This is a genomic window from Bacteroides faecis MAJ27 (assembly GCF_900106755.1).
Lineage (GTDB): Bacteria > Bacteroidota > Bacteroidia > Bacteroidales > Bacteroidaceae > Bacteroides > Bacteroides faecis.
Genome location: NZ_FNNN01000001.1, coordinates 87,611 through 103,976, shown reverse-complemented (window position 1 = coordinate 103,976; position 16,366 = coordinate 87,611). Strand labels below are relative to the sequence as shown.

At 42.1% G+C, this 16,366-nt stretch carries 13 protein-coding genes; 10 read left to right on the top strand and 3 right to left on the bottom strand.

What is annotated here, in order from left to right:
* Window positions 1–12: 12 nt before the first annotated feature.
* From BLW31_RS00290 to BLW31_RS00280, 3 genes are all read left to right on the top strand, one after another.
* A complete protein-coding gene (locus BLW31_RS00290) occupies window positions 13–981 on the top strand; it encodes a polysaccharide deacetylase family protein (protein WP_010536737.1) in 969 nt (322 codons plus the stop codon).
* A 33-nt stretch (window positions 982–1,014) separates the two neighbouring features.
* Window positions 1,015–2,403 (top strand): alpha-d-galacturonidase, encoded by a 1,389-nt coding sequence (locus BLW31_RS00285; RefSeq protein WP_022302207.1) that lies wholly within the window; start codon window positions 1,015–1,017, stop codon window positions 2,401–2,403.
* 292 nt (window positions 2,404–2,695) lie between these two features.
* Window positions 2,696–5,104, top strand: coding sequence for a glycoside hydrolase family 2 TIM barrel-domain containing protein (locus BLW31_RS00280; RefSeq protein WP_010536739.1), 2,409 nt, complete (start codon window positions 2,696–2,698; stop codon window positions 5,102–5,104).
* Window positions 5,105–5,221: 117 nt separating this feature from the next.
* Here BLW31_RS00280 and BLW31_RS00275 read toward each other — a convergent pair whose 3' ends face one another.
* Genes BLW31_RS00275 through BLW31_RS00265 form a run of 3 tightly spaced genes read right to left on the bottom strand, consistent with a single transcriptional unit; the run spans window position 5,222 to window position 11,976 of the window.
* Window positions 5,222–7,420, bottom strand: a complete 2,199-nt coding sequence (locus BLW31_RS00275; protein WP_010536740.1) for an alpha-L-rhamnosidase-related protein — start codon at window positions 7,418–7,420, stop codon at window positions 5,222–5,224.
* 35 nt (window positions 7,421–7,455) lie between these two features.
* Window positions 7,456–10,341: an exo-beta-1,4-galactosidase gene (locus BLW31_RS00270; RefSeq protein WP_010536741.1), complete on the bottom strand. Its 2,886-nt coding sequence runs from the start codon at window positions 10,339–10,341 to the stop codon at window positions 7,456–7,458.
* 51 nt (window positions 10,342–10,392) lie between these two features.
* Window positions 10,393–11,976 (bottom strand): alpha-galactosidase, encoded by a 1,584-nt coding sequence (locus BLW31_RS00265; protein ID WP_010536742.1) that lies wholly within the window; start codon window positions 11,974–11,976, stop codon window positions 10,393–10,395.
* A 243-nt stretch (window positions 11,977–12,219) separates the two neighbouring features.
* On the opposite strand from BLW31_RS00265, the gene BLW31_RS00260 reads away from it, so the two are divergent.
* From BLW31_RS00260 to BLW31_RS00240, 7 genes are all read left to right on the top strand, one after another.
* Window positions 12,220–12,912: an SGNH/GDSL hydrolase family protein gene (locus BLW31_RS00260; protein ID WP_010536743.1), complete on the top strand. Its 693-nt coding sequence runs from the start codon at window positions 12,220–12,222 to the stop codon at window positions 12,910–12,912.
* Between the two features lie 12 nt (window positions 12,913–12,924).
* The gene (locus tag BLW31_RS00255) at window positions 12,925–14,532 is read left to right on the top strand and encodes a glycoside hydrolase family 43 protein (RefSeq protein ID WP_233424536.1); all 1,608 of its coding nucleotides are present in this window, start codon (window positions 12,925–12,927) and stop codon (window positions 14,530–14,532) included.
* A 158-nt stretch (window positions 14,533–14,690) separates the two neighbouring features.
* Window positions 14,691–14,825, top strand: coding sequence for a hypothetical protein (locus BLW31_RS24640; protein WP_256207740.1), 135 nt, complete (start codon window positions 14,691–14,693; stop codon window positions 14,823–14,825).
* Between the two features lie 15 nt (window positions 14,826–14,840).
* Window positions 14,841–15,158 carry a glycoside hydrolase family protein gene (locus BLW31_RS00250; RefSeq protein WP_029425319.1) on the top strand — a complete coding sequence of 106 codons (318 nt, stop codon included), beginning with the start codon at window positions 14,841–14,843 and terminating at the stop codon, window positions 15,156–15,158.
* A 7-nt stretch (window positions 15,159–15,165) separates the two neighbouring features.
* Window positions 15,166–15,318 carry a hypothetical protein gene (locus tag BLW31_RS24280; protein WP_022302215.1) on the top strand — a complete coding sequence of 51 codons (153 nt, stop codon included), beginning with the start codon at window positions 15,166–15,168 and terminating at the stop codon, window positions 15,316–15,318.
* Window positions 15,296–15,595 carry a hypothetical protein gene (locus BLW31_RS00245; protein WP_130061481.1) on the top strand — a complete coding sequence of 100 codons (300 nt, stop codon included), beginning with the start codon at window positions 15,296–15,298 and terminating at the stop codon, window positions 15,593–15,595. Before BLW31_RS24280 ends, BLW31_RS00245 begins: the two co-directional genes overlap by 23 nt.
* Before the next feature lie 32 nt (window positions 15,596–15,627).
* The gene (locus BLW31_RS00240) at window positions 15,628–16,320 is read left to right on the top strand and encodes an SGNH/GDSL hydrolase family protein (protein WP_010536745.1); all 693 of its coding nucleotides are present in this window, start codon (window positions 15,628–15,630) and stop codon (window positions 16,318–16,320) included.
* The last annotated feature ends 46 nt before the right edge of the window (window positions 16,321–16,366 follow it).

Sequence of the window (16,366 nt, the reverse complement as noted above, 5' to 3'; positions counted from 1 at the left end):
AACGATAGAACGATGAAAAAGTTTTCACTCTTTATTTTGAGTTTGTTGTTCTGCACCGGCTATATGTCGGGGGCAGATTGGAATGTATACGTTGCCAGATATAAACAGGACAAGGCCTGTGCCATCAGCTATACTTTTGATGATGGATTGGCGGAGCACTATACACTGGTTGCTCCCCAACTGGAAAAGAGAGGTTTTCGGGGAACATTCTGGATATGCGGCTCCAATATAAACAAAGATAACAGGAATATAACCGACACTACAAGAATGACTTGGCCTCAACTTAAGGAAATGTCTGATAAGGGGCATGAGATATCCAATCACGGCTGGGCGCATAAAAACTTCGCACGTTTCCCGATTGAAGAAATCAAAGAGGATATTTTAAAGAATGATAGTGCTATCTTTGCAAATACAGGAGTAATGCCTCGTACTTTCTGCTATCCCAATAATAATAAAAAAGCGGAAGGGCGGAGGATTGCCGTACAGAATCGGGTAGGAACAAGAACTCATCAACGTTCGATTGGAAGTAAATCGACTCTGCAGGATTTGGAAAAATGGATGAATACCCTGATTGAGACAAATGACTGGGGAGTAGGTATGACACATGGCCTAACTTATGGTTATGATGCTTTTCGCAATCCTCAACGCTTGTGGGATCATTGGGATCAGGTAAAAGCGAGAGAGAATGAAATATGGGTAGGAACGTTTCGGGAAGTAGCTTCTTATATCAGAGAAAGAGAAGAAACGAAACTGGATGTTGTGAATAAAAAGAATACCCTGTTGATAACTCCGGAACTGAAATTGGATCAGAAACTTTTTGTAGAACCATTGACAATGGTGATTACCGGTAAGGATATAAAGAAAGTGACTGTAAAACAAGGGAAAAGAAAATTGCCTGTACAGGTTACCGGTGACAAGGTTCTTTTTGATTTTGATCCGTATGGAGATGTGATAAAGGTGACTTTGAAAAGTCGAAAATAAAATGGATTGGATAAATTTAAATACGATATAATAATGAAACAGAACTTTTTAAGATGGATGGTAAGCATGTGTTTCGGGCTGTTGTCCGTTACCATGGTTGTGGCAGGAGATCACTATAAGACTGTCAAAGTAAAAGCTCCTTTTCCGATGCAGCCGATCAAGATTTTTATTTATCCGGAGCAGGATTTTAAAATTACTGATTTTGGAGCTGTACCGGGTGGGGAAGTAAATAATACCCAGGCGATTGCTGCTGCTATTGACGCATGTAATAAAGCGGGCGGCGGGCGTGTTGTTGTTCCGGCAGGCACTTGGCTGACGGGCCCCGTACACTTTAAAAGCAATGTAAACCTCTGTTTGGAAGAAAATGCTGTATTGAGTTTCACCGATAATCCGGAAGATTATCTTCCGGCAGTCATGACTTCATGGGAAGGGCTGGAGTGCTATAATTATTCACCTCTGTTGTATGCATTCGAATGTGAAAATGTGGCAATCAGTGGTAAAGGAACGTTGCAGCCGAAGATGGGAACATGGAAAGTATGGTTTAAACGCCCTGCACCTCATCTGGAAGCATTGAAGGATTTGTATACAAAAGCTTCTACCAATGTGCCTGTCATTGAACGTCAGATGGCTGTTGGCGAAAATCATTTGCGTCCGCATCTGATACATTTCAATCGCTGTAAGAATGTAATGCTGGACGGATTTAAAATACGTGAGAGTCCTTTCTGGACAATTCATCTCTATATGTGCGACGGAGGAATGGTACGTAATCTGGATGTACGGGCACATGGACATAATAATGATGGCATTGACTTTGAGATGAGCCGTAACTTTCTGGTCGAAGATTGTTCTTTTGACCAGGGAGACGATGCTGTCGTAATCAAAGCGGGTCGTAATCAGGATGCGTGGCGGTTGAATACACCTTGCGAGAATATAGTTATCCGTAACTGCCGGATATTGAAAGGACACACATTACTGGGTATCGGTAGTGAGATTTCCGGTGGTATACGGAATATCTATATGCACGACTGTACGGCACCTAATTCTGTGATGCGTCTTTTCTTTGTGAAGACCAATCATCGCAGAGGAGGATTTATTGAGAATATCTATATGAAAAATGTAGAGGCAGGTACAGCACAGCGGGTACTTGAAATAGATACGGAGGTACTTTATCAGTGGAAAGATTTAGTGCCGACATACGAAAAGAGAATCACTCGCATTGATGGTATCTATATGGATAAAGTAAACTGTGAGTCGGCAGACGCCGTTTATGAGCTGAAAGGAAATGCTGAACTGCCTGTAAAGAATGTGCAAATCAAAAATGTAAAGGTCGGGTCGGTTAAGAAGTTTGTGAAGAAAGTAAGTAATGTTGAAAATGTAGTAGAAAAGAAGATAACTTATCAAATGGAGAATCATAAAGACTGAGTAAAAAAGTTCATATATGAACTTTAATTTGTTTTTGGGTTCATCTCTGTTTTTGGGAAAACTGCCGGATCATTCCTTGTTTAATTGATTTTTTTATTTAGGGTCTGGTTTGTATAAAAAGTAAGTGATCATATTTAAACGAAAGTCTCGGGTAGTTTGCGGCTACCTGAGACTTTATCGTTTTTACGGGTGATAAGTGATGAATAATCTATGTAAATGTACAAACTTCTATGTACTGATATTGAAATCGAACCTATCTTTGTGACACTATGAAATTATTAATATGCACCAAATGAAAAAACTGATTTTATTATCTTTATTGACTCTTCAATTTAGTTTGCTCATCGCACAAGATACTGGTGAACAAGTGCGTTTGTCCCGATTGTTTAATTTCGGATGGAAATTCCAGGCTGGCGATTTGAAGGATGCGTATTCCTTGAACTATGATGATAGTAATTGGCGTGTGCTGGATTTGCCTCATGACTTTCAAATAGAACAGCCGTGGAACCAGGGTGCGGGTGGAGCGCGTGGCTTTAAAGCGATGGGAACCGGTTGGTATCGTAAGGCTTTCAAAGCTGAACCTGAGTGGAAAGGAAAACGAGTACTGCTTGATTTTGAGGGAATTATGTTAGTGGGTGATGTCTGGGTGAACGGTCAGAAAGTAGGAAGTACAGACTATGGTTATCTTGGATTCGAAACGGATATCACCCAATTGCTTAGATATGATGCAGATAATGTAGTGGCTGTCAGTGCTTCTACAGGCAATAAAGGAGGATCACGCTGGTATACAGGAGGAGGTTTGTTCCGGGATGTCCATCTGTTGGTAAAAGATTCCGTTTCCATAGCCCGTCATGGAGTGTTTATATCTACTCCTAAAATAACTGAACAAAGTGCTGATATTAATGTACAGGTTGAGTTGGAAGGTATTCGTGGGAAGCAGCTGGATATAGAAATCAATGCCAGAATTTTTTCTCCGAAAGGTGAACTGGTAACGGAAACAAAGGGAATGGCTCCTAAGAAAAACAAGTTGGCTACCGTTGAGGTACCTCTTCCGATAGTTGCTGTTTCCAATCCTCAGTTATGGTCTTGTGAAACTCCGAATCTTTATAAAGCAGAAATAACATTGCTCCATAAGGGGAAAGTTATCGATAATGTAACTGAGACTTTTGGTATTCGTACACTTGAATATTCTCCGGAGTTTGGCTTTAAACTAAACGGTAAGAAGTTATTCTTGAAAGGTATTGCCAATCATCACGATTTAGGTGCTGTGGGAGCAGCCGCATTCGACCGTGCTATTGAACGACAGTTTGAATTACTTAAGAAGTTCGGCTATAATCATGTCCGTACATCGCACAATCCTTATTCGAAGTCTTTCCTTGAATTGGCAGATAAGCATGGTATCCTGATTGTAGATGAATTGATTGACAAGTGGAGTGATAAATCTTACTGGGGAGGCCGGGTTCCTTTTACTCAGTTATGGTATAAGATGATTCCCGAATGGATCAAGCGTGACAGAAATCATCCTTCGGTTATTATGTGGAGTATAGGCAACGAATTGCAGATGCGGGAAGATCTGGCCGGATTTCCTACCGGTGATTGGGGTGTTACGACTTATCGAATTTTCGATGTGCTTGTGAAACGTTATGACCCTACCCGTAAGACAACGGTGGCTATGTATCCTTCGCGGGCAGGTGCCATCAGTCGAAAAGAGTCAGACTTCAATAAGAAAATCCTTCCTCCTGAGCTGTCTACAGTGACCGAAGTGGCCAGTTTCAACTATCAATATGTTGATTATGCCAAGTATCTCGAAGCTTGTCCCGGATTGATCGTTTATCAGAGTGAGGCAACAAGTAGTGAACTTACTGCTCCTTTCTTTGGTATGGATCAGGATAAGATGGTAGGACTTGCTTATTGGGGAGCTATTGAATACTGGGGAGAATCGAATGGGTGGCCTAAAAAAGGTTGGAATTATTCATTCTTTAATCATGCTTTGGAACCTTATCCACAAGCGTATTTGATAAAAAGTGCGTTTAGTGATGAACCTCTGGTTCATATCGGAGTAGTAGATAGTAAGAAAGAAAGTATTGAATGGAATGATGTCACAGTGGGCCGTATGCCTCTTTCTTCTCATTGGAACAGACCTGAAGGAAGTAAGCAGAACCTGTTCACTTATACAAATGCTGACGAAGTAGAATTGCTGGTTAATGGAAAGTCTTTCGGCATTCAGAAGAATAAACGAGATGATATACAGAGCCGCAATATGATCTATTGGAAAGACATACCTTATGGCAAAGGAGGAAATATACTGGCGATAGCCCGTAACAATGGAAAAGAAGTGGCACGTCATCTGTTGGAAACGACAGGTAAGGCAAAAGCGCTGAAAATAGAACTGGAAAATGCAGACTGGAAGGCAGATGGAATGGACTTGCAGTATGTGAAGGTATATGCTGTTGATGGTAAAGGACGGGTAGTACCTGCTGCCGAAGGTGAAGTCACTTTTGAAGTTTCAGGTGAAGCCAGACTGATTGCTGTAGATAATGGTGATCACATGACCGATGAGCTTTTCTCCGGAAATCATAAGAAGCTGCATCAAGGGTTTGTGATGGCTATATTACGTTCCAGTCAAACCGGTGGTGATGTGAAGGTCAAAGCTTCTCTGAAAGGATTGAAGAGTGCGGAAAAGAAGATGATGACCAAATGATAAATGAAATAATAAATAAGGGTTGTCGAAACCCTTATTTTATTAAAAATAGCCCTCGCCACAGATCGTTGTAGCGAGGGCTATTTTGTTGAGAGGGGAGTTTTGACATCCCCTTATTTATATGCTATAACTGCCTTTTCTCGTAAATGTCTTTTTGGCCTTATTCTTATCAATGAAATCCACTTTACATCCGTCAGGTATTTCAATCAGATTTTTACCTTCTTTGGATAGCTTCAACTTGATTTTACCTTCTTTGACAGGGAATTCGATATTTGCCCATTTCAAATCCATTAGTTCAGGACGTATGATATAATGATTCGATTTTGTTGGAGATTGGCTGAAACCTGCTATGCCATTTAAAACAGCCACTACTCCCGGAACTCCATTAGCGCCATGACATAAACTTAGACCATAAGGACGTTTATAGAAGACCAGTTGTTCATCTTTGGGCTTCTTGTATGAGAAGTTTTCCGGAAAACGGGTATGTCCCTGTGCAAGCCAGTCACCAAATACAGTAAAAAGGAAGTCCCACATTTCTCTGACCTTACCTGCTTTTGAATAAGCAAGGAACTCATATCCTTTCTCATAACTTACATAATCATGGTAATAAGGAATGGTGGGGAGTACTTCAAACAGATGATCATACCGTTCTTTGGGAAATATATCGGCAAGGATAGCCCAGTACTGGGCATGATGTGAAATCACTGTATCCAGTTTGCCGTCTTTGGTATATCCGTTTATGAATAATCCCTGTTCTTCATTCCAGAAATGTTTGATTATACTTTTCTTTAAAGCCTCGGCTTTCATTCGGTAATGTTTTGCTGATTTTCTGTCCTCCCATTTTTCGGAGAAGTCTGCACCAATCTTGTAATTATAATAAAGCATTATTTGTGCATACGTAGGAGTTCCCTTCTTGTCAGGGCCTCTTCTGGTAGCCCATCCCGGTACAAATCCCCAGCTGACACCGACATTGGCGGAGATAAAGCCACGTTCATCCTGAAGAGTCTCGTAGAGTTTCAGCAGTTGTTCTATGCGGTCACGATAGGAGAGGATCGTATTGAAATCTCCATATCTTTGGTAATAGTGGTTAAAACCTATCAAAGCATGAAGTGGATAATCCGGTATTCCCAAATCTGTTTTTTGCGGATTTAGCGGGAGCATAGCTACTGAAAGGCTGTTGCGCGAAACCTGTTCATCTCCGAAAAGGTAATCTCCGGCAAAGGTACTTAAAACGGCATCCATTGACCAGGGCAGATAGTCTCTCTTGATACCATCCAGATAAAAGCCGTGCGTGCTGGTATGCAGGGAGGCAACCGAAGCATTCCAGATGTTATTCATACGTTCGTCATTGCATTCAAAGGACATCAGGAAGTCTACAGGCCATATCTTAGCCTTAAACTTAACATCAGATATCTCACATTCTTTATCACTGAATATTTTCAGATAGCGGACCGCCCTTTCCGGAAGGATAATTTGTTGTTCTCCTTCTGTCAAAGGATAGGATTCAATAGGATATTGTTCGAAGAGTTTGGTGTTTTCGTTTAATGCCTCTTCCGGACTTTCTCCTACAAAAGCAGTGAGCGTTCCCTCACCTTTGGCAGTGAATGAGACTTTTCCGACTTCAATATGGAAAAAGTCAACTAGAATATATCCATTCTTTTGAATCTTTATTTTTTCATTTTCAACTGTTGCGTTTCGTATAGGTAAGATTGAAATCGGATGAATGGTAACCTCTGTTTCCGGATCATCCAAAGGCATTCTGCCTGCAGTGCCGAATACCGGAGATGTTTCTGCAATATTCCATTCAATACCATCCATACTTGCTTTCCAATGATCCGTTGAGACTTCTCCATTGAAGGATACTTTAATGGCAGGCAGATCATTATCAGTCTCTACTTCGAATAATAAAGTTGATTTTCCTTTAGGTAGTGTAAGAGAACTTTTGTCGGAATTGCCTGCTTCTTTTTCATTGACAGATACTTTTACCTTTCCGGTAGATGTCCATTCCATTAGCGTTTCTGCCGGCAAGTTTACTTCTTTACAGAATGAGGTATGATATACCGGAGCATAAAATTTGCCGGGATACCCTACGTTCACACAACGTTTCTCCGATTCTTTTAGTCTTTTCTGCTGAAGATGCGCACTCAGCTGTCCCGGATACCAGATATACTCTCCGTTTCCATTCCTTACCGGTGCATCCGGGATTTCTACAGCCGGGTCCAGTAAAGGATCATACTGTATATTTTGTGCTTGGATTGTATATGAGGAAGCATACAAACTTAAATATACAAGTATAAATTTCAATTTTACATTCATTGTTTTATCTTTATTTTAAGTGTTTTCACTTAGGATTACCGGAAGTCAAACATCAGATTCAGATGAAGCCCTTCGTCTCCCGATTTGATCCGGATATTTCCCGGCTGGCTGTTGGGACCTTGCTGTTCGATAGGTTTGAACGAGCAGATAGCCGGAATATCGAGTAAGAATGAAAGGTCACCTTCAGGGAATGCAGGCATTGTATCTTTCACACGTCCTGCGGGTTCTTCGGGAGTAAATACCCGGAAGAAGATGCCATCATTACGGGAATAAACAGTAAACGAAGTCTTTTCACCTTCCAGAGTTGCCCAATAGAGATTGGCATGGTAGCCTTTGAACTCCGGATATATCAGATTCTCAAAGCTTTCTCCGGTGATGGTGTTATTGTAGTCTTTGTGCCAGATGCCGTAGTTTGTTCCTGCAATACGGTTTTTCCAGACCCGATAAGGACCACGTCCCATCCACTTCATGCCCGAGCAATTTTGTTCCGGATAAGAGAAGGTAAGTCCGAGATTGAAAATCTGGGAATCCATAAAAGCATCGTCAAAGCCGCTGCCACCGGAACCACGGTTCAACAGAATAGCATCCATGTAGAGCAAACCTTCATTTGTCAGGCGCCATACAATCGAATCTGCTGCACCTTTGTATTTGGCACAATAAATGGCTCCGTCGGAGGAATGACGGGTATAGCTGAGCGAAGGTTCATATCGCATCTTCATACCTACTGCCACCGGACCATCTTTGAATGGAACCTCAGTCTCACCGGATGTAATGTGACGAATCATACCGGTTGCCGCATCGAAGGTTACGCAGACTTTACTGCTCTTTAGTTCGATGGCATCAGCTGTTTGCCGGGCTTCTGCCTTTGGGGGAGCAGGAGTGGGCGCAGCCTGTGTCAGCTTGCGTTCAAAATATCGTTTTACCAGATGAATCGGGTAAGTCCAGTTACAGATACTTTTTCCTTCTTTATCGAATGCTTCCAGTTCAAGTATATCCCCTTCCCGGAATGAATCGGGCAGTTCAAAACGGGCAGTGCCTGTTTCTCCCGGATTGATGGATGGAAGTTGAACTCCTCCTTCGGCGATTACCTTTCCTGTTTCTGTGTTTCCTTGAAGAGGAGTGCCGCATGTCAGAACTTTGTAAGACATACGACAGTCTTTCAGGTTGGTAAAGGTATATTCATTGGTCAGTAGGAAACTGCCGTCGAAGTGGTTGGTAATGAGAAGAGGTTTCAACTGGATAGGCGACCATTGTGCACGGATAGCGTAATAGCTTCCTTCTTTTTCGCGGCGTGGTCCCACTACTCCGTCAGGTGCATTTGACTTGTCGGAATCGAGTATTCCTCCTTTATCACTGCGCTTGGGAGCTTCATCGCAATAGACCCAGATAAATCCTCCTGCAAACAATGGATTGGTGCACCATCGATCCCAGAAATCACGCAGACCGGCTCCCCCTCCCTGATCGTACATGGCATGCATGAATTCGGTCGGCATGAATACCTTATAACCATTCGTAAAACGTGCCACTCCTGTCAGATAAGTAGGGTAGTGGTGGGTATCCAGTTCATTAAAGTCAGCCCAGGGATGCACCATGTGACGCTTTTGCAGCCTGTCATATTGGGCAAATAAAGGATCGGTTTGCGTATTCCAGCCACCTTCATTTCCGTTGCTCCAAAGGATGATGCATGGATGGTTAACATCCCGTTCAATCATTTCTTTCACGAGTTTTGCCCCGACTTTGGAGTCATAACTGTTTTGCCAGCCTGCCAGCTCATCCATGTAGACAAGTCCCAGTGAGTCGCACATATCGAGAAAATGTTCATCGGGCGGATAGTGCGAACGGACAGCATTCATATTCATTTCTTTAATGAGCTGGGCATCCATGCGGCTTAATGCTGCACTGGTGGTACGCCCTCCATCTACGGAGAATGAATGACGGTTGATTCCTTTTACCACTAATTTGGTACCGTTCAGGTATACTCCGTCCTGCGGAAAGAACTCTATGGTACGGAAGCCGATACGTGTTTCCCTGGTCTGTACGATTTTGCCTTCGGGATTCTTCAGTTCCAATTTGGCTACATATAAGTTGGGGGCTTCTGTAGACCAGGGGACTATGTTTGTCCATTCACCGCTGATCATCTGTTCTTTACCGGAGTTGTTGATTGGATGAGTGATTGTTGTTTGTCCATTGGAAGTATATACGGTTTTCCCATCTTTTAATGAACGGACGGATACGACGATTTCATGCCCTTTGGCATCTCCTTCCATGTCTATGGAAGCTTGGAATTTCCCTTTGTGGTCTGCACTTAAAACAAAGTGCTTCATGTGTATCTGTGGCAGAACTTCCAGCCATACAGGACGGTAGATTCCGCCAAATAACCACCAGTCTGCTTTCCGTTCGGCGGCATTGATCGATCTGTTGGCTGATTCTTTGGCTACTTTTACTTCGAGCTGGTTCTTTTTCCCGAGGTTAAGTAATTCGGTAATGTCGTAACTGAAACGATAGAATCCCCCTTGGTGCAGTTCGCCTGCCGGTTTGCCGTTGATGATGATTTCGGCATCCGTCATCACTCCATCGAAGAAGATCTTTACCCGTTGCCCTGCCCATGATTTAGGGACGTCGAATTTATAGCGGTAGATTCCGGTTTCATCACTGGGGCGTTGTCCTTTCACCGTGTACCAACGTCCGTAGGTATATTCTCCAAATCCCTGTAGCTCCCAATTACAGGGAACTTCGATCTTTTTCCATTTACCGCTATTCTGTCCCGCAGAACAGAAAAAGTCCCAGGTCCTGGTATCATCGATACCTGTTCCCGAAAGGTAGATACGTTCGGGATGAGGTGCCTGTGCCTGCAAGGTTACCCCGTTCCATAGGGTAAAGAAAACCCAAAGCACAAACATACTTATAATTTTGTTGTTCATATCGTTATTCTTACACGTTAAGTTTTTCTGTTTCCATATAATCAGAGAAAGTTATTGCCTGGATAATGTAAAACGGTCTATGTCCGGTGCCCATCCGAAATCATTTCCCATTCGCACCGTATTATAACCTTTTTGTAAGGTGACAGGGATCGTAATGGATTTCACCTCCTTGTTGCTGTTCAAATCTTTGAGCACAGTTTCCGTTCCGTTGACGGACACTTCCAGTTTGCGATTCTTGTCACAACTGTAGAAGATAGTCATGTTATACTTACCTCCTTTTTCGCTGTATACTTCACTCCATTCGGCGAAGTTTTCTTCCCGACCGCCCAATCTGGATATTTTCATTTTACCGGAACAATCAGCGTCAGGTACGTAGACAATCGGTTTGGATTTTTTGCCCAAGTCGTCATAGCAAGGCAGATACGCCCATTCGGCTTCATAACAAACGGGTTCCAGTCGCTTTTCAGCCTTCACTTTACATATCAGTACGCTATGTGGCTGAACCGTCTGCCGGATTTCCCCTTTCATTTTCCCAAGATCCTCTTGTTTGATTAAATCCCGTACTTTTACCTCACCTCCCAGTTCCAGAGTTTCGAAAGGAACGATAAAGTCACAGGGCTGATTGGACGGATTATATAAGGCTACCGCTCTAGTTAATCCACGTTTCTGTTCGATGTCCTTAACCAGCACATAACTTTCATTTTCATGTTGTACGACGTGTGCCTGTAATCCTAATACATCTTGGTTCAGTGCGATAAGCTCTTTATTTTTAAGTAGTTTCAATGAAAAATCGGGAATTGTATTCATATCACATCCGATCAGTAAGGGAGAACTCATGATACACCACATTCCAAAGTGAACTTCTTCTTCGTTGGGTTTCAGCCCGCGTCCGATTTCGAGCATATCCATATCGTTATAATGCCCGCCGGTAGCGTAAGCAGAAAGATATAAGTTCTTTTCAATAATCCCTTTGACAGAATTCCATTTGGGGCGGATATCCGGACTGATACGCCAGGAACGTGCCAGTTTTTTGGCCCAGGTGCCGGGGAATGCCCATCGGCAGATGTTGATAGATACATCCGTTCTTCCGGTGTTGGCAATAGCCTGGCAGATTGCGTTGTAACGTTTTTCTTCATCCAGTCCCAGTTCACGTCCGCCACAATAATCGATTTTAATGAAATCGTAGTTCCATTCTTTGATATATAAATCCATATCCTGCTGTTCGTGTCCATACAGTCCGGAGCCTACTCCGTTTGCATCGTTGTCATAGATGGAACCGCAGGTGTTGTCTCCTGCATCCGAATATATTCCGGCTCTTAGTCCCAGAGAATGGATATAGTCAGAAACCACTTTCATCCCGTTCGGGAAGCGGTCGGGGTGCGGATGCATTTTACCTGTCTCGTCCCGGTAGCCGAAAAAGCCGTCATCTATATTGATATAGTTGTAACCTGCCTCTTTCAGCCCGTGCTTGATTAAAGCGTCAGCTTGCTGTTTTATTAACTCTTCACTGATATTCACGTGATAGGTATTCCACGAACTCCATCCCATGATAGGACGGTCGATGTCTTTTTGGGCAAAACTAGTTGCCATAAACATAGTAGATAAAATGCCGCAGGCAATCAGATGTTTTTTCATACGTTGGTAGTCTTTTGTAGAAATGGATAACTTTCTTGGCAAAGATAGGCAAAGTCATGGCGTGCTCCAATGGTAAATAAGTATAGAAAGATGGAAAATCGTCCGTTTATTGGGGTATTTAGGCCAAAAAAGACGAGCAGTGAGATAAAAAGCGTATAATTTTAATGGAAAACGTATGAATTTCCATGTGCTGATATAGAAACTACCTTTATCTTTGCCATCAAATGAAAAATACATCAAGAAATGACACATTTAAAAATCTTTTTATTGTTAATCGTTTGTGCATTTTCCGCTCAGGCAGCGAATGCGCAGAATAGTAAGACGACTGTCGACGAACTGAATGGCAAGAGAATCGGAGTAATTGGCGATAGCTATGTGCGGAATCATAAAGAACCGTTTGAGAATACATGGCACTATAAGTTTGCGAAGAAGCATGGCATGGAGTACTTTAATTATGGAAAGAATGGAAATAGCATCGCTTATTCCAGTCCGCGTTGGGGGAAAGCAATGTATCTTCGGTATGCAGAAATGGCGGACAGCCTTGATTATGTCATTGTCATCGGCGGACATAATGATGCTTTTAAACTGGATTCTATCGGGGGGATTGATAACTTCAAAGATAAAATGGAGATTCTGTGTAAAGGACTGGTCGAGAAATATCCGACGGCGAAAATATTCTTCTTTACCCGTTGGAATTGCAAAAACTTCAAAGGAAGCGATTCGGAAAAGGTCGTTGATGCCATGATTGAAGTTTGCGGCAATTACAGTATTCCTATTTTTGATTGTGCAAGAAAAGGAAGTATCTATGCGGATAATGATACTTTCAGAAAAATCTATTTCCAGAAAAGTAAAAACAATACGGATACGGCGCATCTGAACAGTAAGGGACATGACCGTTTCTTGAAAGTCGCGGAGAGTTTCCTGCTGCAATATTAATTGAATAAAAAAATGAAAATAGTAAGTATTATGAACAAGGGACTGTTTATTTGTATATGGTTGTTGGCTACAGTTTGGCTGGCGCAAGCCCAGACTTTTAAAAATCCGGTTCTGCCGGGCTTTAATCCTGATCCTTCGATCTGCCGGGTGAATGATGATTATTATATGGTCACCTCTTCTTTTACATGGTATCCCGGAATCCCCATTTATCATAGTAAAGACTTGGTCAATTGGGAGATTGTAGGACATGGTATTAGTCGTCCGGACATGATTGACATGAATGGACTGAATGATAATGATGGAATATGGGCAGTTACTATACGTTTTCATGAAGGTCTGTTTTATTTAATCACAACCGGATCAAAATGTGGCGGTAATTTTTATATAACAGCTGCTGATCCTAAAGGTCCTTGGTCTGATCCTGTATGGCTGAAAGATGCGCCCGGAATAGACCCGTCATTATTTTGGGATGATAATGGAAAATGTTATTATATCGGGAATACATGGGATTTTAAAAGCTCATGGCCGGCCCAATGTGCTATATGGATGCAAGAGTTGGATCTCAGCCGGAATAAATTGGTGGGCGAGCGTAAGATTCTGACTTACGGGCATGCGAATAATGCAACTTATGCAGAGGGACCTCATCTTTATAAGATAAACGGGAAGTATTTATTGCTGATGGCCGAAGGAGGTTCAAGTTATCATCATGCAGTGACGGTGCATCAAAGTAAGTCTTTGTGGGGACCTTATGTTGCAGATAAAACCAATCCGGTATTATCACACCGCCATTTAGGTGAAAACTATCCTATTCAGGGATTGGGACATGCTGATCTCGTACAGACTCAAAATGGAGAATGGTATTCAGTTGTTTTGGGAAAAAGAATGATAAAAGGGTACAATCCGCTTGCAAGAGAAACTTTCTTATGTAAAGTCAATTTTGAAAATTCGACTCCTATTTTCAATCCGGGGTATGGAATCGTGCTGCCGGAGCAGGAACGTCCGGATCTGCCGTGGCAACCAGTGAAGGTTGAACCTGTAAGAGATGACTTTGAAACAGAGAATCTGGCATCAAAATGGTATTTTGTAAGAATCCCCCGAAAGAAATTCTATACTCTGGAAGATAACTGTTTAAATATATCGTTGCAGCCTGAAGTCATCGACAGTCTGGTGAATGCCGCCATGATTGTACAGAAGATAAAACATCATGATTTCACAGCAATGACTAAACTGGAATTTCAGACGAAAAAAGAAAATGAACAGGCGGGTTTGGTCGTTTACCGTACGGCTACCGGATATTATACACTGATGAAAGATAAATCTGGTATTGTATTGACTAAAAGGCATTTAGGTAAAAAGGAAGTCGTAAGCCGCATTCCTTATGCTAAGAAAGACGTTTATCTGAAAGTTACCGCAAACGGATTGAATGTTGATTTTAGTTTTGGCGAAACGATCGATAATATGACGAATATCGGTGGAACCCAAACGCTGGAAGTAATATCGGACAATAAGTTTAATAAGTTCAATGGTTCGGGAGTTGGAGTCTACGCGACAAGTAATGGAAAGCCATCCAGGAACAAGGCAGCATATGACTGGTTTGAATATCAGGAAACCATTAAATAAAAGAAAACAAAGAAGGCGATGAACACATTAACGAATAATCCATTCCGGAGAATCTCAAACAGATTATTGCTGGGAATGCTGGTTTTTCCTTTAGTGCTATCCGTCCATTCACAAACACGTGAATATATACCGTTGCGGGAGAAGTAGGCCCTGAGCTTGTGACAGAAGAAATAGCCTCCATTCAGGCTCCTTGGGCGATGCCTGAAATGAAGCGTCCGGTCTTTAAAGACCTCACATATTCCATCGTGGAAACAGGTGCCAAATCTGAGAAGATGGTTACTAAAGCAATCTAGAAAGCGATAGACGAAGTGAGTCGTAAAGGTGGAGGAAAAGTAGTGGTACCTCCCGGAGTCTGGAAAACCGGTCGTATAGAGTTAAAGAGTAATGTGAACCTGTATTTGGAAGAAGGTGCGGAACTGCATTTTAGCGGAAACATCAAAGATTATCTGCCTGTTGTCCTGACTCGTTATGAAGGGATTGAAGTCTATTCATTAGGAGCACTGGTATATGCTGATAATCAAGAAAATATAGCACTGACCGGTCATGGGAGACTGATAGCTCCCACGACCGATTGTGAAATATGGAAACATCAGTGTTCCGTTTCGATAGAGCAGTATGTGGAGTAAAATCCGGATGAATCTAGCCGGAATTGCTTTCTGGTGGGACATGTTGGGAGAAGAAAAACATGTCGGTGATTTGGCTAAGCGTTTGCCGGCTCTTCCCGTCACTCCTTTGACTCCTTCTTTCAAGAATATCGCAGCCCGTGATATCATTGTTGTTTATTGATTTGAATGGTATCCCCGAAACTCCGGCAGAGAATTGTTTGATAGAAAACCTGATGGGAAAGACCGATAAATTGATACGGATGACAGATGTGAAAGGTTTTACACTGAAGAATATCACAATTCAGAGTAAAGACTCCACTGTTTTGATCGACGATGGACGCAATATTCTCTTTGAACAAGTGCATTTCCAGATACCGGGCGGGAAAGTGAAAATAAAGACACAGGGTGACTTGGCAAAAGAGCCGCAGTTTGTCCGTTGCTTGATGAAAGAATATTGATAAGACGAATTATATTCATAAAAAAATAAAAGATGAGAAAGTCCTGTGTATTTTTGCTTATAATTACTCTATGTAGTAGTCTAAGCTTTGCTCAAAGTAAAAAGTCAGTTTCTATCCTGGGTGACTCCTATTCCACATTCGAAGGCTACTTGCAGCCTGATACCAATAGTATATGGTATTATACTATTCCGAGGCATAAGACTGACGTTGTCTCTGTACGACAAACTTGGTGGCATCAATTTATCAAAGAGAATGATTATCGGCTTTGTGTCAATAATTCTTTTTCGGGAGCTACCATTTGCAATACTGGATACCGTCAGGCAGATTACTCCGACCGTTCCTTTATCACTCGTATGGATGAACTGGGATGTCCGGATGTCATTTTTATTTTTGGTGCTACGAATGACTGTTGGGCGGGTGCTCCCCTCGGAGAATATAAATACGGCGGATGGACCAAAGAGGATTTGTACCGATTCCGTCCCGCTATGGCTTATATGCTCAACCACATGATTGACCGTTATCCAAATGTTGAAATCTACTTCCTGTTGAATTCCGGTTTGAAAGAAGAATTCAACGAATCAGTCAGAGCAACCTGCAAACACTATGGTATAGATTGCATCGAATTGCATGATATTGATAAACAGAGCGGGCATCCTTCCGTCAAGGGGATGGAGCAAATTTGCGACCAAATAGAAAACTTTATTTTGAAGAAAGATAAAGAATGAGAGTATGAATGTCTAATGTTTGGATTCTTTACGTAAAGCATTACGT

Coding starts and splice junctions, on each gene's coding strand:
- BLW31_RS00270 (WP_010536741.1), bottom strand. CDS start 10,341: ATGAACAACAAAATTATAAGTATGTTTGTGCTTTGGGTTTTCTTTACC.
- BLW31_RS00280 (WP_010536739.1), top strand. CDS start 2,696: ATGAAAAAACTGATTTTATTATCTTTATTGACTCTTCAATTTAGTTTG.
- BLW31_RS00290 (WP_010536737.1), top strand. CDS start 13: ATGAAAAAGTTTTCACTCTTTATTTTGAGTTTGTTGTTCTGCACCGGC.
- BLW31_RS00260 (WP_010536743.1), top strand. CDS start 12,220: ATGACACATTTAAAAATCTTTTTATTGTTAATCGTTTGTGCATTTTCC.
- BLW31_RS24280 (WP_022302215.1), top strand. CDS start 15,166: ATGAATCTAGCCGGAATTGCTTTCTGGTGGGACATGTTGGGAGAAGAA.
- BLW31_RS00265 (WP_010536742.1), bottom strand. CDS start 11,976: ATGAAAAAACATCTGATTGCCTGCGGCATTTTATCTACTATGTTTATG.
- BLW31_RS00240 (WP_010536745.1), top strand. CDS start 15,628: ATGAGAAAGTCCTGTGTATTTTTGCTTATAATTACTCTATGTAGTAGT.
- BLW31_RS00255 (WP_233424536.1), top strand. CDS start 12,925: ATGAAAATAGTAAGTATTATGAACAAGGGACTGTTTATTTGTATATGG.
- BLW31_RS00275 (WP_010536740.1), bottom strand. CDS start 7,420: ATGAATGTAAAATTGAAATTTATACTTGTATATTTAAGTTTGTATGCT.
- BLW31_RS00285 (WP_022302207.1), top strand. CDS start 1,015: ATGAAACAGAACTTTTTAAGATGGATGGTAAGCATGTGTTTCGGGCTG.